At 43.1% G+C, this 24,313-nt stretch carries 21 protein-coding genes; 14 read left to right on the plus strand and 7 right to left on the minus strand.

Annotated elements, in window-relative coordinates:
- Window positions 1–78: 78 nt before the first annotated feature.
- The 5 genes from HRU80_09205 to HRU80_09225 are packed head-to-tail and all read right to left on the minus strand — an operon-like array spanning window position 79 to window position 8,328.
- On the minus strand, window positions 79–2,490 hold the full coding sequence (locus tag HRU80_09205; protein QOJ29050.1) for a glycosyl transferase family 36: 2,412 nt from the start codon (window positions 2,488–2,490) through the stop codon (window positions 79–81).
- A 12-nt stretch (window positions 2,491–2,502) separates the two neighbouring features.
- Window positions 2,503–3,936, minus strand: a complete 1,434-nt coding sequence (locus HRU80_09210; GenBank protein ID QOJ29051.1) for a phosphoglucomutase — start codon at window positions 3,934–3,936, stop codon at window positions 2,503–2,505.
- Window positions 3,933–4,643, minus strand: coding sequence for an N-acetylmannosamine-6-phosphate 2-epimerase (locus HRU80_09215; protein ID QOJ29052.1), 711 nt, complete (start codon window positions 4,641–4,643; stop codon window positions 3,933–3,935). Before HRU80_09215 ends, HRU80_09210 begins: the two co-directional genes overlap by 4 nt.
- The gene (locus tag HRU80_09220) at window positions 4,643–6,799 is read right to left on the minus strand and encodes a hydantoinase (GenBank protein ID QOJ29053.1); all 2,157 of its coding nucleotides are present in this window, start codon (window positions 6,797–6,799) and stop codon (window positions 4,643–4,645) included. Before HRU80_09220 ends, HRU80_09215 begins: the two co-directional genes overlap by 1 nt.
- Window positions 6,800–6,852: 53 nt before the next feature.
- A complete protein-coding gene (locus HRU80_09225; GenBank protein QOJ29054.1) occupies window positions 6,853–8,328 on the minus strand; it encodes a citrate transporter in 1,476 nt (491 codons plus the stop codon).
- A gap of 86 nt (window positions 8,329–8,414) precedes the next feature.
- Here HRU80_09225 and murB point away from each other — a divergent pair, with 86 nt between their 5' ends.
- From murB to HRU80_09265, 8 genes are all read left to right on the plus strand, one after another.
- Window positions 8,415–9,443, plus strand: a complete 1,029-nt coding sequence (murB, locus tag HRU80_09230; protein QOJ29055.1) for a UDP-N-acetylmuramate dehydrogenase — start codon at window positions 8,415–8,417, stop codon at window positions 9,441–9,443.
- 99 nt (window positions 9,444–9,542) lie between these two features.
- Window positions 9,543–10,355, plus strand: coding sequence for a phenylalanine 4-monooxygenase (locus tag HRU80_09235; GenBank protein QOJ29056.1), 813 nt, complete (start codon window positions 9,543–9,545; stop codon window positions 10,353–10,355).
- A 94-nt stretch (window positions 10,356–10,449) separates the two neighbouring features.
- Complete coding sequence (locus HRU80_09240; GenBank protein QOJ29057.1) at window positions 10,450–10,929, plus strand: redoxin domain-containing protein; 480 nt, start codon at window positions 10,450–10,452, stop codon at window positions 10,927–10,929.
- A 1-nt stretch (window position 10,930) separates the two neighbouring features.
- A complete protein-coding gene (locus HRU80_09245; protein ID QOJ29058.1) occupies window positions 10,931–11,251 on the plus strand; it encodes a hypothetical protein in 321 nt (106 codons plus the stop codon).
- Window positions 11,252–11,263: 12 nt separating this feature from the next.
- The gene (gene bcp / locus HRU80_09250) at window positions 11,264–11,719 is read left to right on the plus strand and encodes a thioredoxin-dependent thiol peroxidase (protein QOJ29059.1); all 456 of its coding nucleotides are present in this window, start codon (window positions 11,264–11,266) and stop codon (window positions 11,717–11,719) included.
- A gap of 3 nt (window positions 11,720–11,722) precedes the next feature.
- Window positions 11,723–12,127: a 6-carboxytetrahydropterin synthase gene (locus HRU80_09255; protein QOJ29060.1), complete on the plus strand. Its 405-nt coding sequence runs from the start codon at window positions 11,723–11,725 to the stop codon at window positions 12,125–12,127.
- Between the two features lie 5 nt (window positions 12,128–12,132).
- Window positions 12,133–12,705, plus strand: coding sequence for a GTP cyclohydrolase I FolE (folE, locus tag HRU80_09260; GenBank protein ID QOJ29061.1), 573 nt, complete (start codon window positions 12,133–12,135; stop codon window positions 12,703–12,705).
- Window positions 12,702–13,400: an SDR family oxidoreductase gene (locus HRU80_09265; GenBank protein ID QOJ29062.1), complete on the plus strand. Its 699-nt coding sequence runs from the start codon at window positions 12,702–12,704 to the stop codon at window positions 13,398–13,400. Before folE ends, HRU80_09265 begins: the two co-directional genes overlap by 4 nt.
- A gap of 96 nt (window positions 13,401–13,496) precedes the next feature.
- Here HRU80_09265 and HRU80_09270 read toward each other — a convergent pair whose 3' ends face one another.
- Window positions 13,497–13,988: a Spy/CpxP family protein refolding chaperone gene (locus HRU80_09270; protein QOJ29063.1), complete on the minus strand. Its 492-nt coding sequence runs from the start codon at window positions 13,986–13,988 to the stop codon at window positions 13,497–13,499.
- Between the two features lie 161 nt (window positions 13,989–14,149).
- Between HRU80_09270 and HRU80_09275 the strand changes: the two genes are divergently transcribed.
- The 3 genes from HRU80_09275 (at window position 14,150) to HRU80_09285 (ending at window position 15,744) form a co-directional block, all read left to right on the plus strand.
- Window positions 14,150–14,704, plus strand: a complete 555-nt coding sequence (locus HRU80_09275; GenBank protein ID QOJ29064.1) for an RNA polymerase sigma factor — start codon at window positions 14,150–14,152, stop codon at window positions 14,702–14,704.
- Window positions 14,697–15,263, plus strand: coding sequence for a hypothetical protein (locus HRU80_09280; GenBank protein QOJ29065.1), 567 nt, complete (start codon window positions 14,697–14,699; stop codon window positions 15,261–15,263). The genes HRU80_09275 and HRU80_09280 overlap by 8 nt, the downstream gene beginning before the upstream one ends.
- An 82-nt stretch (window positions 15,264–15,345) precedes the next feature.
- Window positions 15,346–15,744 (plus strand): hypothetical protein, encoded by a 399-nt coding sequence (locus HRU80_09285; protein QOJ29066.1) that lies wholly within the window; start codon window positions 15,346–15,348, stop codon window positions 15,742–15,744.
- Between the two features lie 61 nt (window positions 15,745–15,805).
- On the opposite strand, the gene HRU80_09290 is transcribed toward HRU80_09285, so the two are convergent.
- Entirely contained in the window at window positions 15,806–16,999 is a 1,194-nt protein-coding gene (locus HRU80_09290) for an aminopeptidase P family protein (protein ID QOJ29067.1), read from the minus strand.
- 115 nt (window positions 17,000–17,114) lie between these two features.
- Here HRU80_09290 and HRU80_09295 point away from each other — a divergent pair, with 115 nt between their 5' ends.
- The 3 genes from HRU80_09295 to HRU80_09305 all read left to right on the plus strand — a co-directional run bounded on the left by HRU80_09295 (window position 17,115) and on the right by HRU80_09305 (window position 24,258).
- A complete protein-coding gene (locus HRU80_09295) occupies window positions 17,115–18,197 on the plus strand; it encodes an efflux RND transporter periplasmic adaptor subunit (protein ID QOJ29068.1) in 1,083 nt (360 codons plus the stop codon).
- Between the two features lies 1 nt (window position 18,198).
- Window positions 18,199–21,249, plus strand: a complete 3,051-nt coding sequence (locus HRU80_09300) for an efflux RND transporter permease subunit (protein QOJ29069.1) — start codon at window positions 18,199–18,201, stop codon at window positions 21,247–21,249.
- A gap of 111 nt (window positions 21,250–21,360) precedes the next feature.
- Window positions 21,361–24,258 carry a T9SS type A sorting domain-containing protein gene (locus HRU80_09305; protein QOJ29070.1) on the plus strand — a complete coding sequence of 966 codons (2,898 nt, stop codon included), beginning with the start codon at window positions 21,361–21,363 and terminating at the stop codon, window positions 24,256–24,258.
- Window positions 24,259–24,313: the final 55 nt, after the last annotated feature.

The raw sequence follows: 24,313 nt of genomic DNA on the forward strand, positions 1-24,313 counted from the left end.
AAATTACGTATGTGAAAGTCAATAAAAAAAGAAAAATCCGGCCCCGGTTTTCAGAGCCGGATTTTATTCGAATTGTAATCAGAAAACAATTTCTACGTTAATGACATCCTCTTCATAGGTATCCGGGTTAATGAAAAGATCTTCAACAGTAATTCCATTGATTTTCTTAACCGGGGATTCATTTTTGTCCGTCCGTTTGCAGTTCAGTTTAATGGTTTTTCCTCTGAACTTGCGTGTGGCTTTAAACCCGTTCCAGGATTGAGGTATTGACGGGTCAATCAGTATGCCGTCAAGCGAAGTCTTAAATCCGGCAATCTGATCCATGCCATTCCGCAGCATCCAGACAGCGGTGCCTGTTAGCCAGGAATGGGATGCCTGCCCTTCGGTAGGATGGTCAGGACTGGTTACATACTCTGCAAAAACATAGGGTTCAATCTCATACCGGTCAATCCGCTTCGAGGAATTTACCGGCAGCATTTTTTTATAGACCGAGTACGCTTTTTCAGTATCTCCGTTCAGGAAAGAAGCAAGCACAAACCAGGAAGAAGCATGGTTAAAGATTGCTCCGTTTTCCTTTTTACCTGGAACGCAGCGGCTTATGAGCCCTACATCTTCTTCCACGATGGTATAAGAAGGCCAGCAAATCTGAATACCGTTATCTCTTTCCATCAGTTTAGCTGTGGATTCAAGGGCTTTGGTTCCCCGATCTTTTGGAGCCAGACCTGAGATAACCGACCAGGTTTGGGAATTAATGAAAATCTTTCCCTGCTCGGCTTTCTTTGTACCCAGCGGTTCACCATTATCCTTAAAGGCACGAATGTACCACTCTCCATCCCAGGCGACAGCATTAATTACCTTGCCAAGGTGATCATACGTTGAATGCCAGCGGGCATGGGTTTCAATATCACCTTTTCTTTTCAGGAGTTCGAAGGATTTTTTGATTATGTACGCGAGGAAGAAGCCGCCCCAGATGGTTTCTCCCTTTCCTTTCGGGCCAACCTTATCCAGGGTATCATTCCAGTCCCCGTTCATGATTTTAGGGATGCCTCTTTCGGTGGTAGCGGAAATTGCAAAATCCACAGCACGCTTCAGATGCTCATAAACATTAGCGCTGCCGCCATCGTAGAATGTAACATCTTCATCAAGAATGGACGTATCACCGGTTTCATTCAGGTATTCAATTAACCCGAATGGCACCCAGAGGGGAGTATCAGAGTGATTTGTTCGTTCGCCCCAGTCAGTGAGTTTGAAAAAATTATGCAGCGTTGAGCCGTCCGAGAATTGAAAGCGTAGCGCGTTCAGTAATCTCGCTCTTACTCTTTCTGGATCTGCAAGCACAACTCCCAGTATATCCTGAAACTGATCCCGCATACCGGTTCCGAATAACAGCCCGCCGTGGTAATATCCGGAGTTTCTTGCCATATCAAACGTCACTGCTGCCTGATACTGATTCCAGACGTTCAGCATCACGTTTACGTCATCATCGGGGGACTGAATAGAAAAGTGGGAGAGATAATTATCCCACCACTTTTTCAGCTCTTCGAATCTCTTCTTACAGCGGGATATATTGCGGATATCTTTCCAGTCCAAGCCCTCAAAAGGATTATCTTCCTTTTCCTTGTCATTAACCAGCATGATGATAGCAAATTCTTTCTCTTCTCCCGGAGCAAGAACAAGTTCAGATTGAAGTGCGGCAACCGGATCACCTGCGGTAATTTCGGTGTTACCCATCTTTCCGGTTTCAACTGCAACCGGATTTGCTTCCGATCTCCAGCGGCCGATAAATGCATCCAGTGAAGAATCAAAACCGCTTACGGGCAGTGTGCTTGTAAAAAGAAGCCAGTGTTTCCAGTCCAGATTGGGTTGTTCGACTGACACTTTTTTGTTCAGCACCCAGTATCTGCGGGTTGCGGTGAGTGCATTGTGTTTTTTATCGTAGTGGATATCCGTAAAATGTTTGTCATTTGGCTGATTTATAATGTCGTTGAGCGCATTACCCATCATGAGTTCGGTAAATGCATAAATACCCAGGTTTTTAGTGGTTTTGCCGTTATTGACAAGCTTTACCTTCCATATTTCCCCATTAAGATCTCTGGGTACAAAATAGGTCAGTGTTCCCTTTATATTTTCAAATTCTGTTTCTACTGAGGTATATCCAAGCCCGTGCCGGCACTCATAGGATTTATACTTCACGTCAAGAGTGGGAGCCCAGCTAAGTGACCAGTATTTTTTTGAATCATTATCACGTACCATTACGTACCGGCCAGGACGATCCCAGGGCAGGCAGTTATAACGCATTCTTGTAAGCCGGTTATCGCGCGGGGTATCAACAAAGCTGAAACCACCTCCGGTATGGCTGATCAGACCTGCGTATTTTGGGTTCCACATATAATTAAACCAGGGACGGGGAGTGCGGGGATCCGTTATAATATATTCCCTGTAGTCCTCGGAAAATCTTCCGTATTTATTCTCAAAAAGATTCTTCTTCATTTCTCTATAAGTTTAATGTATAAATATCAGTTTTTGTGCCTGGAGCAAGATGTCGGCAACTTCTTTTTTGCTGTTGCCCTCAGCATATAATCTCACCATCGGTTCGGTCTCAGAACTTCTTAAAAGCAGCCATCTGGAATCTCCTTCAAGCTGAAGTTTTAATCCATTTATTACATTTCTGCTGCTTAAAAACTCCTGTAATCCGGTTACTTTATACCCTGCAATGCTTTCTGGAGGAGCTTTTGCAAGTGCCGGAAGCAGCGCTACTCTGTTATCGCTTGTATAATGCGCGTCAATTCTGTCGTAGAAAATTTCACCGTATTCTTTTCTTTTTGCGGCTACGAGTTCAGAAAGCTTTTTGTATCCGGAAGCAGCAAGCATCTCAACAAATAGCAGACCTGAGAGGAGTCCGTCTCTGTCTGGAATGTGAAATGAATACCCAAACCCTCCGCTTTCTTCAGCGGCAAAAAGAACATTATCTTTGAGCATTTCTTCACAGAGGTATTTGAAACCGACCTGCACATTGATGATTTTCCTTTTATCACTGGCAAATATATTCAGTTTATCGGTCACTGATGATGTTTTTGCAATGTGCCCGGAAAGCTTTTTTGTATTAACCAGATAATCAGCGAGCAGGAGAATCGTCTCTTGTGCACTGAGCCATTCACCTGTTTCCAGCATTACACCAAGACGGTCTGCATCACCATCGGTAGCAAGACCTAAAGAATAATCTCCTTTTTGTAACTCGTCAGCCAGCGGCTTAAGATTTTGCGGAAGAGGTTCAGCAAGCCGTCCGGCAAAATCAGTTTCAGGAAGTTTGAAAATGGTTTTGGCTGCAATTCCATGATTATCGAGTGCTGTCTCTATAACCTGCTGACCTGCTCCGGCCATGGAATCAATCAATGGATAGACACCTGACTCCTTAATCAGATCAAAATCAATAATCCTCTCGAGGTTCGCGTAATAAATGTTACGCAGATCTGACTGCGTTATATAATCTTCACTGACCTGCACCAGATCAGCATTTATATATGATTCAACTTTGTGAGTCTGTTCTGTAAGAAACGGTCCTCCATAAGAGGACTTAAATTTAATACCGTTATATTCAGGCGGATTATGGCTTGCCGTTATCATCACTCCGGCATTCAGCCTTTTGTTTTTAACGAAATAGGATACTACGGGAGTAGGTCCGGTTTTTTCAGAAAGATATGCCTTGATATTATTTCCCGAGAGAACTCTGGCAAAGAGTGTTGCAAATTCTTTTGACTGGCTTCTTCCATCATATCCGATTGCAACACTCAGATTGTCCTTATCCTTATTGGACTTAATCAGGTAGATTGAAAATGCCTGGGCAACTCTGGCAATATTTGCCGGGTTTACTTCTTTGTCGAGCAGACCCCGCCAACCGTCAGTTCCGAAATTTATTTCAGATTTTTTCTTATTCATGAGCTTCTTTTATCGTACTCTTTTTTAATACTTTCTGCATACCAGGAGGTAACCATTCTAGGCCGTGTAATGGCGGTACCTGCAACCACAGCGAATGCACCGAGAGCAATCATTCTTCCGGCATCGGAAGGGGTATTAATTCTTCCTTCTGCAATGACTGGAATAGCAACTTTTCTCACCAGTTCTTCAAGCAGATCAAAATCCGGGCCTGATAGTTTTTTCCCTGAAGTTTCAGGGGTATATCCTGACAGCGTTGTCGAGATACAATCCGCCCCGGCATCAGCACAGGCAATACCTTCTTCAATTGTCGCAATATCTGCCATTACAGGGAGGGGATAACGCTTTTTAAGCTCATGTATAAACTCCGGGCCGGTTAATCCCTCCCGCTGTCTGAATGTTCCGTCTACCGCGGCCATATGAATTCCGGTTTTCATGATCTCTTCAAACTCCCTGAAAGAACCAGTAATTCTCACGTATCCGTCCTCAAACTTGCTTTTTGTAAGTCCAATAACCGGAACGCTTACACTTTTCACGATCATTTCTGTCTTATCAATATCCCTTGACCTGATGCCAACCGCACCCCCCATGACTGCTGCTTTAGCAAAGAGAGTTACCCCTTCAGGAGAGTTAAACGGATCATCTCCCTCTGACTGGCAGGAGACAATCAGACCACCCTTCAGAGCAGATAATATTTCTTTTGTTTCCATTATTTTTTAGCAGCTGAAATTATTACAACATTCTGATCAGGAGGAGTATTTTTCAGTTCAAGTTCAGCAACGGAGATAAGCTGTGACTCGACCATTAATCCTGTCAGATCAAGTACTTTTCTTGAATAGAGAACAAATATATCAGGGAGCAGGGCACCTGCATCTCCAAAAGTTGTGTATTCAGAAATAATCTTTGCCAGTTCAGCTTTTACGTTCTGACAGGGGAGCATGATAACTTTAGCATCAGATAACTGCAGTTTAATTGTTCCTTCAACGTCTAGAACTCTGATGCCCGATTTGCTCTTTGATGTGAGTCCAAAAAAGGATTTTGCCGTGCTCCGTGAAGTAAAAACCCGGAAGAACTCGGTTTGCCCTTCAATTCTTATAGTCGCAGGATCACACTTCATGCTTTGTGATGCAATCTTACTTAACTCATTATCTTCAAGGTACTTAGCTCCAAGTTCCTTGGTTCTCATCTCGCTTGAACCCGTTGCGGTTGCAATCACTTTTTTGTTTTGATTATCAATCTCGATTGTGACTTCAACTGAATCCGGTGATGCTCCCATATTCAGCACCGAATCAACTGCCAGCTGCCGTAAATTCATTATATCCCCTTCGGTTGGGTTGATGATATTCTTTTCCACCGAATCTCTTATAATTCCCAGTGCAGCACCAATCGCGGAAATTACTTCGCAGTTCTCAGCTATTTTGTGCTCCACATTCATATGGTTGGCTGTAAAAGGAACGATTGCAGATGCTCCGCCGCCGCCGCCAATGAAGCGGAGCATATCACTGTCCAACTTATATTCACGCGATAATTGTTCAATTACCGGTTTTATTTTCTTTGCGGAGATTGTGAGAATATCCTTAGCAAGCTCTTCTGCTGGCTTTTTATAGATTGCCGAGAGAGATGCAAAAGCATTTTTGATACTGGTCATGTTTGCAAAACCATGTCCGGCATCTTTAACCAGTCCGAGGAAATAAGATGCCCCGGTCGGAGTTATGGTAAATTTTTTGTTTGATATCGCTGGGTCCACTATTGCCAGGTAATCTGAAGGATCTCCGTCAACTGGTTTCACTTTTTCAATTGTGATGTTAGTGAAATCAGAATCGTTTGAATAAGAAACATAATGAAGTTTCGCAATATGTGCAGATCTCGGGCCGACATCGGTAATATGTTTCCCATCCGTTCTTGGAACCGAGCCCCCTGCAATTCCAAGAGTACGCACATCAAGTGTACGAAGAAAGAGACGGTTTTTTCCTATCTGAGCACTCTTAACCTGAGGTTTACCATTTTTAATGACGGAGATATCTGTTGAAGTACCTCCGACTTCCAGAAAAATGCCGTCGGATATTTTTACATACATCAGGGCTGCAGCAACACCTGCAGCAGGACCCGAGAGCATCGTTAAAATCGGGCGGCGCCTCATTTCATTGATATCCATGATACCACCGTCAGACCTCATTACCATTAGCGGGGCTGATATCCCGCTCTCTCTTACTGCTTTTTCCGTCAGATTGGCTGTCTCAAGCATTTTTGGCATCATACTGGCGTTAATTACCGCCGTGCGGGTTCTCACCCGTAATCCATATAATCTGGAAATTCTGCTTGCGGGCGTGCAGAGTATTCCCATTTGTTCGGAGGTCCGGGTAACGTATTCTTCGATGCCGGGGTCATCCACACCGAATGCTTCTGATGCAACTAGTACTTTTACTCCGTCTGCGAGCAGCTCTTTTATTAAACCGGGGACAGCGCTTTTCCATTCAGGGTCAGAAGTGTCAAGGTACCGGTATGAAGTATGTAAATATTTTGAAGGTGACAGTTCTATGTTGCCCACATTGCTTTGCTTTTTTGAAAGTTTTCCTTCAAAACCTTTTCCGAGTCCGATGATTCCTACTTTGGCAACATCACCCTCAAGAAGAGCATTTGTTGCCTGCGTGGTTGAGTGTGCAATCAGTTTAACTTCTTCCGGATGAATATGAGCTTCGTTTATCAGCTGCATCATTGAATCAACTACGCCTCTGGCAACGCCTTCCTCTGAAGTATGGGTTGTAGGAACGCAGGCCTTTCCGACTATTGAAAAGTCAGAGATATCAACTGCAACTGCATGGGTAAACGTACCCCCGACATCAATTCCGATTTTAATTTTTCTCATATACAGCCATCAAAATAGTTATCCAATGATTCATACTTATAACTCCGCCATTATCAGGGATAATAAATGAAGGCTGACACGGCTAATCCGAGGACTGCAATAATCCATGTGTAAGCGATGGTATTCCATAAAATTTTCTGAACCTCAACCCTCATCTCATTTGCCAACCAGACATTTTGTGTATTGGTCGGATCACTGATACCCTGAATCTGTCCCACAGAAAGCAGCAGTCCCATAATTGCACCGGGAACCATCCCTGATGCAAGAAGAATAGCGGCAATGCCATAACCCATTCCCCAAACATTCAGAGGACCCCTGTAGAGTGCCAGGGGAGCTGCCAGACCAAAGGTAATGATGTAGGACAGTTGTCCTGTTGGTATAATGGAGGAAATTACCGGCCGCAAAAGTGTAAGCACCGGCCAGCCATCGGGATAAAATGCTGCTGCTGCATTACCTGATGGGCCCATTACTGCATTTAGAAGCATTCCGATTCCGAGCATGAGAGCAACCGCAGGCATAACCACTGAACCACCTTCAAGAATTGATCTCACGAGGATATTAAGACTGTTTTTCTGGTACGTCGTCAGGAAGCCATAAATTAGCCCGGTAATAAATGCAGCGATAAAATTCATGTCAAAAAAGAGAATCAGCAGCAGCGGGACTACCGGAATAAGGTATGCTCCCCAGAAAATTCCTTTATGCTCTTTTTTTGAAATCAGGCGGTATATAGTTATCCCGAAGATGGCAATCAGACCAATCAGAATGAAATACTTAATTGAGAGCCCGGCTGACTTTGCAACCGATGAAATCTGTTCGAATGTCTCTTCACCAAGCATTCCTTTAACAGGAAAATAGAGCAGAGCAAGGAGAACAAGCGCCCCAAGTGAGATGCCAATCTTTTTAAAGTTGATATCGTGTCCGTCACGATACAGCTGAATGGTAAGATACACTGCTGCAACTAAAAAAGATATGGCAAACATAATAAGAGCGAAAAACCTGACTTCATCAGGGGTAAGTTTCAAAACCTCAATATAAACTGCCCAGTTGCCAACATTTAATATTCCCCCTATGCTTAAACCCAGCAGAAACACACCCACAGTAGTAATAGGGGACAGACCGACTGAAATCAGAATAGGCAGCACAACCGTCGAGACCATGATGATAGCCCCCAGCCCGCCAAGTGTGGTGAAGAGAAGAATAATGAAGACCATCATCACCATTGCAATTGTCCAGGGTTTGTCTCCCGCGAGTTCGGCCCCTAATTTTATAAAATTTTCTGCAACTCCGGTTTTCTGAAGCATTATACTGAGCATGCTTCCGAAAATTGCAATGGTGTAAGCTTCCGCAAGCCGGGTTGATCCCTGCCCCAGGACAAACGTTAAAACATGTTCAGGACTGACACCAGAAATCAGAGGAATAAAAAAAGCCATTAACGGCAGAGCCAGCAGAGCAGGTATCTTTCGGAAAAACATGAGCCCTGACATTATCAGGAATACGATCAGGACCCCGGCTAATTGTAACAATTCCATTGATTCTGTCTTTACCTATTTAATTAATTCTCAAGTTAATAATAAAACAAGGATTGGTTAAATTTCAAGAAGTATTTTAAATAATTATGCTTCATTACTTAAAAAAATCCCTAAAAGACTATAATTCTTTTCAACTCGATGTCACTGCCGATGAACTGATAATTCTTTCTGAGGTGAATGAGGTAATTTCCGAGGTGAAAAGACTGACCGCAGACAATAGGAATTTCGTCATTCTTGGCGGGGGAAGTAATGTTCTTTTCAGCGCGGATTATAACGGAACAGTTCTCATCAACAGGCTTAAGGGCGTTAGTGCAATTTCAGAACTTGATGGTGACTTCCTTATTAACGTATCTTCCGGGGAAGACTGGGATGCCTTTGTCCAAACCGCGGTTGAAAACGGCTGGTACGGCCTTGAAAATTTATCGCTGATTCCGGGTACCGTAGGTGCTTCACCGATCCAGAACATCGGTGCTTACGGGCAGGAAGCGGGTAATTTTATTCATTCGGTAACATATCTCGATCTTTTATCCAAAGAGATTATTACACTTAATAATGAATCCTGCCGATTTGGCTACCGTAACAGCATCTTCAAACAAGAACTAAAAGGCCCGTTTTTCATTATAAGTGTCACTTTCAGGCTGCAAAAAAGGTTTACTCCGGTATTAAGCTATGCCGATCTTGCCAACCGTTTCAAAGGAAAAGAAACTTCTGACATTTCTGCGCAAGAAGTCAGAAATTCGGTGATCGAAATCAGAAGAAGCAAGCTTCCGGACCCGAAAGAAATAGGCAATGCAGGTAGTTTCTTTAAAAACCCAGAGATAAGATTATCAGAATTCAATGTGTTAAAGGAGAAATTTCCTCAAATCCCGGGATTTATTAAGGGAGATTGGGTTAAAGTGCCGGCAGGATGGCTAATCCAGGAAACAGGCTGGAGAGGCAAACGATATAAAAACGCCGGTACTTATCAAAACCAGGCATTAGTCCTAATAAATTATGGGTCAGCAACCCCTGAAGAGCTCATAGAATTGAAGAATTTGATAAAAAAAGATGTATTAGACAAATTTTCGCTGGAACTCGAAGAGGAAGTCAATATAATCGGACCGGATTTCGGTTAAATGGCAGTTACTCTGCCAGACGGCTGTCATTATGAACATTCTTGAAATAATAGTTATTTCTGTATAATTTAAGCTATTAAATATTATTAAAGGTTAACTATGTCATCAGAGAAAAAAGAGGTTCTAACTGCCTACGAAAAAGCCTCGGCAGACGGTGTTGATCCGCGGTGTATTCCTCAGAAACTGAGCGGGGATGTTCCTGTTGGTTCTGAAATTGTGTACCCCAATTATCCTGCCGGAGATCATGAAACCTGGAGTATCCTTTTCAAACGTCAGATGGGGCTGCTAGAGGGGAGAGTCTGCCGTGAGTATATTGAAGGTACCAGAATGATGGGATTTGCACCCGATAAGATTCCATTCCTTGGTGAACTCAGCGGTGTCCTTTCCGAGGCAACAAACTGGAAAGTTGCGCGTGTACCGGGACTGATTCATGAAGAAAATTTCTTTGAACTTCTCCGGCACAGGATTTTCCCGTCAACGGATTATATCCGCGGTAAGGAAGAACTGGATTATACTCCCGCCCCTGATCTTTTTCATGATATATTCGGGCACATGCCATTACTCACCAATCCTAATTTTGCGAACTTTTATCAGAAATTCGGAGAGGCAGCGCTAAAAGCAGAGGGTGAACAGCATATCTGGCTCGAACGGTTTCACTGGTTCACCGCTGAATTCGGACTGATAAACACCAGCGAGGGGAGAAGGATATACGGAGCCGGAATCGTTTCATCACTTAATGAAGTGCAGCATGCATTATCAGCTGAAGTGGAAGTTAAACCGTTTGATCCTGAAGCAATCGTTAATCAGGAATATGAAGTATGGCATCTTCAGCCGGTTCTCTTTGCTATTGAATCGTTTGAGCAGCTCGAGGAGGGCTTTGCACGTTGGACAAAGTCCCAGGGACTGTTTTAGTTATTTCGCCCCGGAAAGGAAAGACTCGGGAATTATCCATGATAAGGAACTAAACGCCGGGGCATGGGGTTAGTAAAAAGAAAAAAGGAAAAAAATGAGTTTATCCGTAGGATCACCTGCACCCGATTTTAGTCTTCACTGCCACAAAGGAGGCAAGGTTACTCTTTCAGAACTGAAAGGTCAGAATGTTGTGCTTTTGTTTTTCCCTTTTGCAAATACAGGCGTCTGCACAAAAGAGATGTGTACCTTCAGAGATGGAATGTCTGTATATAATGACCTTAATGCAAAAGTGATTGGTATAAGTGTTGACAGTCCTTTCTCCTTAGCTCTCTGGGCTGAGAAGAATGGTCTTCAGTTTGACCTGCTTTCCGATTTTAACAAAACAACTATTAAAGATTACGATTCAGTGTTTGATGTTTTTGGCGCGGGCAAGTGGGACTTCGCCGGAGTATCAAAGCGCTCAGCGTTTGTTGTTGATAAAGATGGAATAATCAGATATATGGAAATTCTCCCTTCACCCGGAGATGAACCGAATTATGATGCGATTAAAAAAACAGTAGAATCACTTTCCTGAAATGTTCCTCAGAATTGAGCCTTCTGCCGCGGCAGAAGCATTAAAAAATGAAAACAATGTCATGCTCCTTGACGTGAGAGAGCAATGGGAGTATGACATTGTTCATATAAAAGAATCAGTCCTGATCCCTCTCCGCACACTGCCTACCCGGCTCGATGAACTCAGAGTATATAACAAAATATTTGTATTGTGCCATCATGGATTCCGCAGTATTTCAGCATGTGAATATCTTTTAAGCGAAGGTATAAAAACAGTTTACAATGTTGACGGAGGAATAGACCGGTGGGCTGATGAAGCAGATACAACTCTCGAAAAATATTAAAAGGATTATGTCATGTTAGAACCCGGCAAAAAAGCACCCGCATTTACTTTAAAAAACCAGGATGGAAAATCAGTTTCGCTGAAAGATTTTACCGGCAAACAGGTTATCCTTTATTTTTATCCCAAGGATATGACAAGCGGTTGTACTCAGGAGGCTTGTGATTTCAGAGACCGTTTTGACCATGTAAAAACCGCGAAAGCTGTTATACTGGGAGTTAGTCCTGATTCAGTGGCGATGCATAAGAAATTTGCCGAAAAATACGAACTTCCGTTTGATCTTCTCAGTGATGAATCAAAAGAAATGCTTATGAAATACGGTGTATGGAAAGAAAAGAGCATGTACGGCAAAAAATATATGGGAGTAGAACGGACAACGGTTATCATTGACAAAGAAGGAAAGATAAAACAGATTTTCCCAAAGGTTAAAGTTAATGGTCACGCTGACGAAGTCCTGAAAGCATTGAAATAGCCGATGGTTTATATAACGAGAAGAGAAACCTTCGCTGCATCCCATAGACTGTATAATCCGGGATGGAGTGATGAAAAGAATAATGAAGTTTATGATAAGTGCGCCAATAAAAACGGGCACGGGCATAACTATGTTCTCGAAGTAGTGGTAAAAGGTGAAATTGACCCTGAAACCGGTTACCTCCTGGACTTAAAGATCTTAAAAGATATTATCAAAAAAAATGTAATTGCCATCGTTGATCACAAGCATCTTAATTTTGATGTCCCTTTCCTGGAAGGCATAATTCCGACAGCTGAAAACATTGCCATTGGTATCTGGAATCAGCTTGTTGATAAACTGCCGGCGGGTGAACTGCATGCAGTAAAACTGTATGAAACCGAGAACAATTACGTTGAATATAAAGGATGACCCATATGAATCATGATGCGATGAAATCGCTGGTTAAGGATATGCTGGTTGAAATTGGCGAGGATCCCAAAAGAGAAGGACTTCTCAGTACACCAAAACGGGTAGCAAAAGCATACGAATTTCTTACAAGCGGATATAAAAAAGATATCCACGAGGTTCTGAATAATGCCATTTTTGAAGAAAAGTATGATGAGATGGTCATTGTTAAGAATATAGATTTTTACAGTCTTTGTGAGCATCACATGCTTCCTTTCTGGGGCAAGGTGCATGTTGCATATATACCAAACGGCAAAATTGTCGGGCTCAGCAAAATACCAAGACTGGTTGATGTATTTGCCCGCAGGTTACAAGTGCAGGAAAGGATGACGCAGCAGATTGCACAGGTGATTGATGAGTATCTGTCACCGATCGGAGTTGCCGTAGTTTCAGAAGCCAATCATATGTGTATGATGATGCGAGGTGTTGAGAAACAAAACTCATCAGCAACAGCAAGCGCCATGATCGGCCAATTTAAAGAAGATGCAAGAACACGGGCTGAATTTCTCTCATTAGTAAGACTTGGTAAAATCCGTTCATGAAGCAGGAAATCGTGTGGGTAACGGGAGCCGGATCAGGAATAGGAAAGGGGATTGCTCTTACATTTGCCTCCCGCGGACACCGGGTTCTTGCAACAGGGAGAGATATCAAAAAGCTAATAATTGTTGAATCTCAGGGGGAAGGGAATATCATCACCGCTGCTTGTGATATGTCATCCTATCATTCCATTACAACTTTTCTGAAAAGCAGTCCGTTTTGCGACGGTATTTCCATTCTCATTAATAATGCCGGTATTACCTCATTCACACTGGCCGAGGAAGATTCTCCTGAACTTGCGGAGAAAATGATTGCAACAAATCTTACCGGTGCGATTCATGCAATTCAGGGAGTATTACCGGGAATGATTTCCAGAAGAGACGGATTAATCGTCAATATTCTTTCAGTAATTACACAAAAGGTTTTTACACGAAGCAGTCTCTACTCGGCAACAAAATCCGGTCTGGAGGCTTACGCAAAAGTCCTGAGGGAAGAAGTACGCCGTTATAATATCAGAGTGATGAATGTTTCCCCCGGAGCTACAGATACCCCAATCTGGGCTGAGGAGATGAGGGAAAAATATTCTGAAAGGATGATGCATCCTGATGCAATAGGGGAATTAGTTTATGAGTTATGCTTTTTGAAGGGGAATGCCGTGGCCGAAGAAATCGTCTTACGACCGCCTCTGGGTGATCTATAAAACCAGAGGGCTTTTCATTTATATCCTGAACAAGAGGAGTCGATAAATGTTCAGGTTCGTTTATGAAAAGCCCTTACTCCGGTTAACTACAGAAGTTTAATTATACCAGCACGGTCCAAACCCAGGCCCTCTTTTACCCGGACCGCGGCCGCCTCTTCTGAAATTTTTATTTCCTTCAAAACCCCATTTGCCGTGGTATTCTCTCCATATTTTTTTCTGGTCCGCATTCAGCTGATCATAGATGTCCATCTGGTGATTAGCCCGTGCTTTCTGCATTTTATCTCTGGCCGCGTTTAATTTCTCCTCCTGGGCCAAATATGCTGAGCGGTTTAAGTTATCATTGCCCATCAGCTCCTTCATTGCTAATCTTTCTTTATCCAGGGCTGCTCTCAGATCAATCATCTGTTTCTGGTGGTCCAGCCGCAGCTGCTCAATCTTATCCTTTTGTGCATCTGAAAGATCCAGTTTCTCAATCATATTATAACCGGGACGGGGACGGTCATCTCTCGGGCCGCGGCCCTGAGCATCAAGCGGAGCCTGCAGTACAAGAAATGCCAAGGCAAATGAGAATATCATGAAATGTTTCATAAGTATTTCCTTTAATTAAATTGTGATAGAATTTTTTTATTTGTCTGATTTATAGACAGAGGCCGGGGAGGGCGGGTTTAAATGGAAAACGATAAATTTAATTTTCATGAGATTAAACTTTCTGGCTTAAACGATTGTCTTAAAAGAAACATTACAGGTACATGAAGGAACAGAAATCAGATAAGGAGCTAGTTGAGGAATTCCTGAAAGGGGATGAGTACTCTTTTAATCTGATTGTGAACCGGTACCGGGAAAAGATCTACTGGCATGCAAGAAGAATGACTGGAGATCATTTTGATGCGGATGATATTGTTCAGGAAGTGCTGATTGTTCTTTATAAAAAACTGAAAGATTTCCGGTTTGATTCAGCGCTTTATACTTGGATTTTCAGGATTACCGCTACAAGAAGCATTAACCTGATAAAAAGAAAAAACATGAGAAGATTCCTGCCAATCGGGCAGGACATAAAACGAATATCAGATTCCGGAACCGATATTGTCAGAGATATTGAAAATAAAGAACGGCTGAAAAAACTTGATACCGTACTGCAAAAACTGCCGGTTAAACAAAGAGAGGTCTTTATTCTGAGAAATTTTGATGAACTCAGCTATGAAGAAATTGCGGAAATAACAGGCAAATCAACCGGCGGTCTCAAAGCAAACTATTTTCATGCAGTTAAAAAAATTAATGAAATGATGGAAGATAAAGATGAATAAGAAAATATTTAGCGCATTAGACGGAGATCTTGAAGCGAGGCGTTCACTGTCTTCTTCCGAGGAAGCCAGGCTGCAAATGATGGCAGAAAAACTGAAGAATCTTAAAGAGGATTCCTTTATGCCTTCTGATACTGCTTATTTTGAAACGATACTTCCAAGATTCAGAAACCGGATTGAAGGAAGTAGACCGGCTAAACAATCTGTATTTTCTCCTTACGGATTTATGCGTCTTGCTGCGGGGGCTGTTTTACCGGTGTTTTTAGTTTTCTATTTATTTCACCTGCAGAGCAGCCGACCAGAAGTTATGACAACCGATGAAATTACTGAAATAGTAAGTATCAATCAGTATCAGACTATTGAAGAAATGATAATTGAAAGTCCGGAAGCAGTCAATGAAACGGTTGATAATTCATTCCGCGAAATTATCTCGGTGGAGACTGAAGACCTTCACACAGTGCTCAGAGAGTCTCCCGCAACCGAGGATGAACTTGAACAGCTTCTTCAGGACAGCGACCTCGATGAAATAATCGCTCAATTGGAAAAAAAGAAAATACTATAGGTTATTTATGCAATTAGTAAGAATTCACTATATAATCATACTGTTATTTTTCCCGCTTCTCTTTCTTGCAGCGCAGCCCAAAATGGAAAAGCGTGCGCTGAAAAGAATTGATCAGCTTGAAAAAGTAAAACTGCTGGAGATTCTTGATATGAATGAAGAATCCAGTGTGAAGTTTTTCGTAAGAAGAAAAGAATTTAAACAGCGCCAGCGTCAGATGCAGGATGCAGTTGACAGTCTGCATGAAAACCTGCACCGGCAGCTTGAAGCAGGGGGGAAAACAGATTATAAAACTCTCATCAATGAAATTATTCAGAAGGAAGATGATTTGATGAAATCCCGGATGGAATATATCCGCAGCCAGGAGGATATCCTAAATGATGAACAGATAGCAAAACTGATTATTTTTGAGAGAGAATTCAGGAAAGAACTTCAGGATCTCCTCTTCAAGCGGGGAGGCAAACGCGCAAGGCCTGATTTTTAAAGAAGAATCTGCACTGAATAATGCGGAGCTGAATGGGGATTTCAGCTCCGCTTTTTTGTTTTTAGGCCAATAGTGCGGGGACAAACTGCTGGGGAGCGCCTCCGGTTATTTCCGGAACTTCGTTCCAGTCAACAAACACGTCTATTTCACTTCTGATTCCAAAGTCACCGCGCAGATAGATGCCTGGTTCAATTGAAAAAGAAACACCCGGCAGTAAAAGCCGTTCATCCCGGGTCTCAAAATTATCAATGTGAGGTCCTGTGCCATGAAGCTGCGTTGTTATCGAATGTCCGGTCCTGTGGAAGAAATATTCTCCGTATCCCGCTTTTTCAATTATGTTTCTTGCGGCATCATCAACCTCAAATCCCATGATGTTCTGTTTATTCTTCAGGCGGTCAACCACCAGATTATAGGCAGCATCACGTCCCTGTTTAACTATTTCAAAAACATTGCTGTATTTTTCAGGGACAGATGTATCCGCATGGGCTACCCAGGTAATGTCAGACCAGACTGATTCCTCCCGTTCGGTTTTTGCCCAGAGATCAATCAGCACAAAATCACCTTTTTTTATCTGCTTTGATGATTCAGGTGATGGGGTATAATGAGGATTTGCCGAGTTTTCGTTAACACTGCAATTGGGGTCGTGGTCTGTCCACATACCCTTTTCTTTAAAGCGTTTAAGTATATACTCCTGTACCCCCCATTCTGTTATCTGAGTGCCGGACTTGACTGAATCTCCGATCAGTTTAAAAGCGTCCTGGCAAATAAGATGCAGGTTTTTGGCTACGGACTTGTTTTCTTCATATTGCTCCTTTGACCAGATTGCATCCAGCAAGGTGATCAGGTTTGCGCTGGAATGAAGTTCAACTCCGAATGAACTCAGGTATTCAATAGTTCCTGCATCAACACGGGAGCAATAGGGAATCGCATTGAGCGGGGAATACTCACATGCAAGTTTCTTAAATCCTTTCAGAGTCCTGCCCAGGGCATCAGTCAAGGACTTATGTGATGAATAGCGAATTTCATCTCCGGGAAGATGTGCCATATTGTGTGCTTCAATTGCATTCACAATTCTGACAGGAGTTCCTGAAGCAGGAACAAAGTAAAACATTCTTCGGGTCAAATGGGTTTTTGGTGAGATATCCATGATAGCCAGAGCAAGGTCATTGCTGCCCCGAAAATCGTAGAGTATCCATCCGTCAAATTTCATTGACCTGAGAATTTCCTGAACTTTACTAAGGTTAAATTTACCCATAGAATTGCCTGTTTTTTAATTATTTTTGAACTTATGTTTGAAATTAAGTGTTTTCCGGCTAATTCTGCAAGATATTTGAAGAAACCTGCCCATTTTTCGCATTGAGAATCAGAGTATGAAATTTTCTAAGAAAGCTATTGTCATATTTTCAGTTGTGCTCATTATTGCACTGCTGATCATCCTGAAATTAACGGTTTACAGTAAACCTGAGGAGGCCGCTGGCCCCAAGAGGGGGGGACCAGGAGGAAGAACGCTCAAGGTTAATATTACCGTGGTTCAGCCAACTGAATTATCCGGCTCTGTAAGAACGGTCGGTACAATTCTTCCAAATGAAGAGGTAACACTGGTGAGTGAGGTGAATGGCAGGGTGACCGCTATTCATTTCCGGGAAGGAACCTCTGTCAGGAAAGGGGAGCTGTTAGTAAAAATCAATGATTCTGAACTTCAGGCGCAATATGAAAAAGCTCTTTCGAGAAAAAAAATCCTGGAGGACAGGGAGTACAGAGAAAGAATTCTTCTGGAAAAAAATGCAACCAGCCGGGAACTTTATGATGCTGCCCTTAATGAACTGAATGCAAATAAAGCAGATATTGATCTGATTGCCGCACAGATTGAAAAAACGGAAATTCGCGCACCTTTTTACGGTACAACAGGATTGAGATATATAAGTGAGGGAGCGTATGTTAATCCGACAATTAAGATTACCACTCTTCAGAAAATGGACTCTGTAAAAATTGATTTTTCTCTTCCGGAAAGATATTTCGGAATCGTAAAAAACGGGGACAGAATTACCTTTACTCTTGATGGCGTGAAGGGAAAGTTTAATGCAAAAGTCTATGCAATAGAACCAAAGATAGATTTCACAACCAGAAGCCTTAAGGCCCGGGCTGTTGCTGTCAATCCCGGATATACCATTCCCGGCGGAGCATTTGCCGATATTGAACTTCCGATGATGCGATCCTCCGGTTCTATTGTGCTTCCTGCAGAAGTGCTCACCCCCGATGTGCTCGGGTACAAGGTTTTTATATATGATAATGGCAGGGCTGTAACCCGTCCGGTTGAAATCGGGTTCCGGGATGAGAAACAGGTGATAATTACTTCAGGTTTGAAAGCCGGTGATACAGTTATCACATCAGGTATCATTAATCTGCGTCCCAATTCGCCTGTAACACTAGGCGAAGTATCAGTAAGAGAATAATATGAGTCTTTATAAGCTAAGTATTGACCGGCCCGTACTTGCCGTTGTTATCTCTCTTTTTATCGTAATTTTTGGTGTTCTTGGATACAATTATCTTGGTGTGAGGGAATATCCCAATGTTGATCCTCCTATTGTAAATGTCAATACCAGTTTTACGGGAGCAAGTGCTGATGTTATTGAATCGCAGATAACTGAACCGCTTGAAGAATCAATAAACGGTATCGCAGGAATTCGCTCCCTCACTTCATCCAGCAGAGACGGAAGAAGCTCTATCACCGTTGAGTTTGAACTCAGTATTGATATGGAAGCAGCCGCAAACGATGTGAGAGACAGAGTAGCACGTGCGATTTCATTACTCCCTCCCGATGCAGATCCACCCATTGTTGCAAAGGCGGATGCTGATGCTATTCCCATTGTGTTCTTAAATGTCAAAAGTGAAAAGAGGAGTATACTTGAATTAAGTGCCATTGCGAACAACTTCTTCAAGGAACGGCTGCAAACCATCCCGGGCGTATCACAGGTTCAGATCTGGGGTGAGCGCCGTTACGCCATGCGTATCTGGCTTGATCCGGTAAAACTTGCGTCTTATAAACTTACACCGCTTGAGGTTTTTCAGGCAATCGGAACAGAAAATCTTGAACTTCCCTCTGGCAGACTTGAGGGCAGAAGTACTGAATTAACAATCAGAACGATCGGCTTATTAAAAACCCCTGAGGATTTTAATAATCTTATTGTATCCACCGGAAATAATACTCTTGTTCGCCTTAAAGATGTTGGGTATGCAGAACTTGGCGCTGAAAATGAGAGGACAATCCTCCGGCGGGATGGAATTGCAATGGTTGGTGTGGTCTTAGTACCCCAGCCGGGTTCAAATCATATTCAGATTGTTGATGAGTTTTACCGGAGACTGGAAATATTAAAAAAAGATATGCCGCAGGATCTTGAACTGGGAATCGGGTTTGATGTAACCCGGTTCATCAGGAAATCAATCGCCGAGGTTGAAGAAACTATCCTGCTCGCTTTCGGTCTGGTTATTTTGATCATTTTCCTTTTCCTGCGTGACTGGAGAAGTACGTTTATCCCGGTCATCGTTATCCCGATATCTCTGATAGGCACATTCTTTATTTTATATTTGATGGATTTCTCGATCAATGTGCTAACGCTGCTGGGGATCGTGCTGGCGATCGGGCTTGTGGTTGATGACGCGATTGTGGTGCTTGAGAATATTTATGCAAAAATTGAAGCGGGTGTTGAATCTAAAACAGCAGGTTATGAGGGGACTAAAGAAATCTTTTTTGCAGTAATTTCCACAACTGCTGCTCTTATCTCAGTTTTTCTGCCGCTGTTATTTCTTCAGGGTCTCACTGGACGGCTCTTCAAAGAGTTTGGAATCATGATCGGTTCAGCTGTTGCGATCTCATCATTGATTGCTCTTACGCTTACGCCAATGCTGGTCTCAAGGTTTTTCAGGAATAAGACAAAGCACTCACGGTTTTATTACGCTACAGAGCCGGTATTCACCGGAATGAATAAAAACTACGAATGGATTCTTAAAGGCTTTTTAAAGAGGCCTTTGGCAACCATTGGTATTCTGCTCTTTGCCTTCGGATCAATTTATTTCTTTGGTTCCACGTTGCAGAGCGAACTTGCACCAACCGAGGACCGAAGCCAGCTTCGCGTGCAGGTAACCGGATTTGAGGGTGCCACATTTGAATATATGGATGACTACCTGGCTGACATGCTCGCTACAGCACAGGATGCAACCCAGGAAGAAACTGAAGCATATATATCAGTTACGGCACCGGGATTCGGCGGGGGTTCAGTTAACTCCGGTTTTATCCGGCTGATTCTTAAAGATCCCGAAGAGAGGAAAAGAACGCAGCAGGAAATATTTACTGATCTGAGCAAACGGCTTGCACAGTACACGGATGTCCGCGCGATAATTATTCAGGAACCTTCAATTGCGACCCGGGGCAGCAGAGGACTGCCGGTTCAGTATGTAATTCAGGCAAGTGAATTGGAGAAACTCAGGAAAGTTATTCCGAAATTCATGGAGGAGGTTGGTAAAAGTCCGGTCTTTGCTGTGTCAGATATCAATCTCAAGTTTAATAAACCGGAAATCGTGATTGATATTAACAGAAATAAGGCAAAAGATATGGGGGTCTCAGTTCAGGACGTTGCCAGGACCCTTCAGCTTGCTTACAGTGGCAGAAGATTCGGCTACTATGTGCAGGATGGAAAACAATATCAGATTCTCGGACAAATGGCAAGGTATAACAGGGCGGATCCCCAGGATTTGAAGGTTCTGTACGTCCGCAGTAAAAGCGGTGAATTGATTCAGCTTGATAATATTGTGACGATGAGAGAATCCAGTAACCCTCCTCAGCTTTACAGGTTTAATCGTTATGTTTCAGCTACAGTGTCGGCAGGACTTGCCCCCGGTAAAACAATATCCGATGGTATTACCGAAATGGACAGAATAGCCAAACTGGTGCTGGATGATACTTTTTCCACAGCCCTGGATGGAGCATCAAAGGACTTTAAAGAGAGTTCTTCTTCGATAGCTTTTATCTTTCTTTTGGCATTAATTCTAATTTATCTGGTGCTCAGCGCCCAATTTGAGAGTTTCCGGTCTCCGTTTATCATTATGTTTACCGTACCGCTGGCACTCAGCGGAGCATTGCTGAGTCTCTGGTATTTTAATCAGACCCTTAACATTTTCAGTCAGATTGGCATGGTTATGCTGATTGGATTGGTAACCAAAAATGGTATTCTGATCGTGGAATTTGCCAATCAGAGAAGAGATCAGGGTTTTTCAGTCTATGATGCGGTGGTGAATGCATCAGTTGCCCGCCTTCGTCCGATCCTCATGACCAGTCTTTCAACCATACTTGGCATTCTCCCGATTGCGCTCGCACTCGGAGCCGGGTCTGAAAGCCGTGTTTCCATGGGAATTGCGGTTGTCGGAGGGATGATTTTTGCCACTGCCTTAACACTTTTTGTGATTCCATCCCTGTATCTTTGGATTTCGCCGAAAGAAAAGGCGAAATAATTCCCTATAAAAAAAGGCCTCTAATTAGCGGATTTTTAATATATTTTGCAGAGAGGCATAAAAAGTTTTTAATTCATTATTCATTTTTTCTTCGAGGAGGTTGGAATGCTGATGCGTTTCATACTATTTTTATTTTTACCGCTGCTGGTATTTTCTCCGGCTATGGCACAGTCACTCTATCAGGGTCCTGCTGCCGGAAGTGTCCCCAGCGGTACAACCACTTCAACTTATACTTTTAATAAATCGGTCATCAATCCTCCGAAGCCGGTTGCGACAAAGAATAAGGATAATCCGCTCATAGAAGCATCTTATTACTCTTTTCCTACTCCGGGTGTTGATCCAATGAGCATTTATGTTCAGGATCCTAATGCGGGTGCTGACAATCCGGTAAACACAGAGGAAACTCTCCTTCTGAAATCCTTTAACGGTATGACGGAGACAAACAGCATTCCACCTGATCCTTACCTGGCTGTCGGTCCGACTCACATTGTTTCGACCGTTAACTCAAATTTTGCGATTTATGACAAGCAGGGAAATCTTGTTCAGACAATCAGCGCAGACACCTGGTATGCTACCACACTTTCAGGCCCTGGTGCATTTGATCCGAAAGTTCTTTATGATCATTATGCTAAACGCTGGATTCAGGTATGGCTTGATCAGAGCGACAGTCCTCAGAGAGGGTACTTTCTGATCTCCGTATCAGATGATTCAATTCCGACCGGCACCTGGTATAACTGGGCCATCCCTTCAACAACCAATGGATCAACTGTTACCTCGACATGGGGTGATTATCAGGGTGTTGGTTATGATGAAAACTGCCTGTATATCACTTCTAATCAGTTCCAGTTCGGCGGATCATTCCAGGGTGTAAAGATCAGAATCATTAAAAAAAGTGAATTATACGCCGATCAGGCAGGTCAGCTTTCCTGGAACGACCTCTGGGATATACGCTATCCTCAGCAGCTCGGCAGCAGGGTATTTAATATCCGCCCATCCATTAAATATACCTCAGGCGGAAGTTATCCGCTTCTTCATGCACCAAGCGGCGGCGCAAATTATATGGTCGTATATAAGATCAATGATCCTGCGGGCACCCCAAGCATGACAGGGCAGCTTGTGCAGGTTGCACAATATTCTAATGCTCCGAACGCCAACCAGCTCGGGGGAAGCACCATACTGCTTGAAGGCGCCGGTGCTGCAATCCGCAATGAACCCAAAGTATGGGGAGATAAAATGTGGGCAGTCCACAGCGTTGGTACACCGGGTGCAGGTACTTATTCTTCATTCCATTATGTTAGGATAAACACAAACACGATGACTACGGAGCACCAGCAGATTTATGGAGCGCCGGGATTTTGGCATATATATGCTGCTCTTGAAGTTGACAAAATGGAAAACGTGGCCGTTACGTTCAGCCGTTCTGGTACCACAGAATACGTCGGTGCTTTTGTAGCGGGAAAACGTAACGATATCAGTGAATTCGGACCGAGCATACAGCTCGCTGCCGGCCAGGGCAATTACGTTAAGGATTTTGGTTCTGGCAGAAACAGATGGGGTGATTATAACGGCATCTGGCTTGATCCTGTTAATCAGTTAAATATGTGGGTATTTACTGAATATGTTGCCAGAACAAATACCTGGGGCACCTGGTTTGCTGAAATCAGACTGGAACCATATGCAGGAGCGTCAATATATCCTTTTAATTCAAAACTCAATTTCACCCCGGTTGAACTTGGATTTTCAAGCGCACCATTTGCTACCGGATTTGCTAATTACGGTTGGGATGATCTTGTGGTTGACAGTATTAGTTCAAGAACCGGTCAGTTTTCAATAGTTGAGAATATGACTTTTCCGATGACCCTGGCTACTTACGACTCAGTGTCATTTAATGTGGTTTTTACACCTAACACCGCTGCAATTGCTAATGACACCCTTTATATCTACAGCAATGATGCAGTATATAAAGGAATTCCTATTTCAGCGCGCGGATACGAAATCAATCCTGCCTCAGAAAGAGAATGGTATGCAGCAACCAAGTCAGGTAAAATCCTCAAACTGAATCCTGCATCTGGTGCCGGAACGGAATTCGGAACCGGTTCTAATTATAACGAAATTACATCTGTGGCAATCAATCCAAAGACTAAAATTGCTTATGGATTGTCAACTGGTGCTGCATCAACAGCACTTTTCAGACTTAACGGAACCGGCGGTGATGCCTATACTCTCTATAGCATACCTTCCACCTCACTTACCGGTATGTCCTTTGATACTTCCGGGACTCTTTATCTTGCCGGACGAGGCGGACAGATTTATTCATTTGACCTGGCCAATGGTGCAATGGTTATGACTGATTCTGTTAAAACAAATCTTTCCGGAATTGCGTTTGATCCATTCACCAATGAGCTCTGGGCTACGGTTTACAGACCGGTTGGCAGCGGAAGAGACCGTGTAGTGAAAGTTGTGCGCGGAACCGGTGATACTTTGCTGGTTGGAGTTACAGGATTCAGTATTGTTACCAATGATATTGAATTCGATGAAAACGGTGTACTTTACGGCGTAAAAGGATCAACTTCCCAGAACGGCGAACTATTCACCATTAATAAAACCACCGGGGCTGGTACTTTGATTGGCGCATCCGGTTTTAATGGACTTAACAGTATCGCATATCTGACAGGGACCCTGACATCAGTTAAGGAGGATCAGGTTTCTGCTGTTCCTGGTGACTTCAGACTCGGCCAGAATTATCCGAATCCGTTCAATCCTGAAACAACCATTGAGTATTCACTGCCGGTTAATGGCAGCGTGCGGTTGGTAGTTTATAACATGCTTGGTCAGGTTATTAATGAACTGGTGAATGAGGTAAAAGCAGCAGGTTCCTACAAACTGAGCTGGAACGCCTCAAACCGTGCAGGCGAAAAACTGCCGAGCGGTATTTATTTCTATGAGCTTCAGTTCGAAGGATCAGGTAAAAAGTACTCAGAAATGAAGAAAATGGTTATCCTTAAATAAGAAACCAGGTTTTCTAAAAATGCCGCCCCGGTCAGGGGCGGCATTTTTTTTTCAT

It is taken from the genome of Ignavibacteriales bacterium (assembly GCA_015709675.1).
Lineage (GTDB): Bacteria > Bacteroidota > Ignavibacteria > Ignavibacteriales > Ignavibacteriaceae > H2-BAC3.

Coding starts and splice junctions, on each gene's coding strand:
- HRU80_09275 (QOJ29064.1), top strand. CDS start 14,150: ATGAAGGAACAGAAATCAGATAAGGAGCTAGTTGAGGAATTCCTGAAA.
- HRU80_09240 (QOJ29057.1), top strand. CDS start 10,450: ATGAGTTTATCCGTAGGATCACCTGCACCCGATTTTAGTCTTCACTGC.
- folE (QOJ29061.1), top strand. CDS start 12,133: ATGAATCATGATGCGATGAAATCGCTGGTTAAGGATATGCTGGTTGAA.
- HRU80_09285 (QOJ29066.1), top strand. CDS start 15,346: ATGGAAAAGCGTGCGCTGAAAAGAATTGATCAGCTTGAAAAAGTAAAA.
- HRU80_09265 (QOJ29062.1), top strand. CDS start 12,702: ATGAAGCAGGAAATCGTGTGGGTAACGGGAGCCGGATCAGGAATAGGA.
- HRU80_09245 (QOJ29058.1), top strand. CDS start 10,931: ATGTTCCTCAGAATTGAGCCTTCTGCCGCGGCAGAAGCATTAAAAAAT.
- HRU80_09280 (QOJ29065.1), top strand. CDS start 14,697: ATGAATAAGAAAATATTTAGCGCATTAGACGGAGATCTTGAAGCGAGG.
- HRU80_09225 (QOJ29054.1), bottom strand. CDS start 8,328: ATGGAATTGTTACAATTAGCCGGGGTCCTGATCGTATTCCTGATAATG.
- HRU80_09305 (QOJ29070.1), top strand. CDS start 21,361: ATGCGTTTCATACTATTTTTATTTTTACCGCTGCTGGTATTTTCTCCG.
- HRU80_09255 (QOJ29060.1), top strand. CDS start 11,723: ATGGTTTATATAACGAGAAGAGAAACCTTCGCTGCATCCCATAGACTG.
- HRU80_09235 (QOJ29056.1), top strand. CDS start 9,543: ATGTCATCAGAGAAAAAAGAGGTTCTAACTGCCTACGAAAAAGCCTCG.
- murB (QOJ29055.1), top strand. CDS start 8,415: ATGCTTCATTACTTAAAAAAATCCCTAAAAGACTATAATTCTTTTCAA.
- HRU80_09300 (QOJ29069.1), top strand. CDS start 18,199: ATGAGTCTTTATAAGCTAAGTATTGACCGGCCCGTACTTGCCGTTGTT.
- HRU80_09290 (QOJ29067.1), bottom strand. CDS start 16,999: ATGGGTAAATTTAACCTTAGTAAAGTTCAGGAAATTCTCAGGTCAATG.
- HRU80_09210 (QOJ29051.1), bottom strand. CDS start 3,936: ATGAATAAGAAAAAATCTGAAATAAATTTCGGAACTGACGGTTGGCGG.
- HRU80_09295 (QOJ29068.1), top strand. CDS start 17,115: ATGAAATTTTCTAAGAAAGCTATTGTCATATTTTCAGTTGTGCTCATT.
- HRU80_09215 (QOJ29052.1), bottom strand. CDS start 4,643: ATGGAAACAAAAGAAATATTATCTGCTCTGAAGGGTGGTCTGATTGTC.
- HRU80_09220 (QOJ29053.1), bottom strand. CDS start 6,799: ATGAGAAAAATTAAAATCGGAATTGATGTCGGGGGTACGTTTACCCAT.
- HRU80_09205 (QOJ29050.1), bottom strand. CDS start 2,490: ATGAAGAAGAATCTTTTTGAGAATAAATACGGAAGATTTTCCGAGGAC.
- bcp (QOJ29059.1), top strand. CDS start 11,264: ATGTTAGAACCCGGCAAAAAAGCACCCGCATTTACTTTAAAAAACCAG.
- HRU80_09270 (QOJ29063.1), bottom strand. CDS start 13,988: ATGAAACATTTCATGATATTCTCATTTGCCTTGGCATTTCTTGTACTG.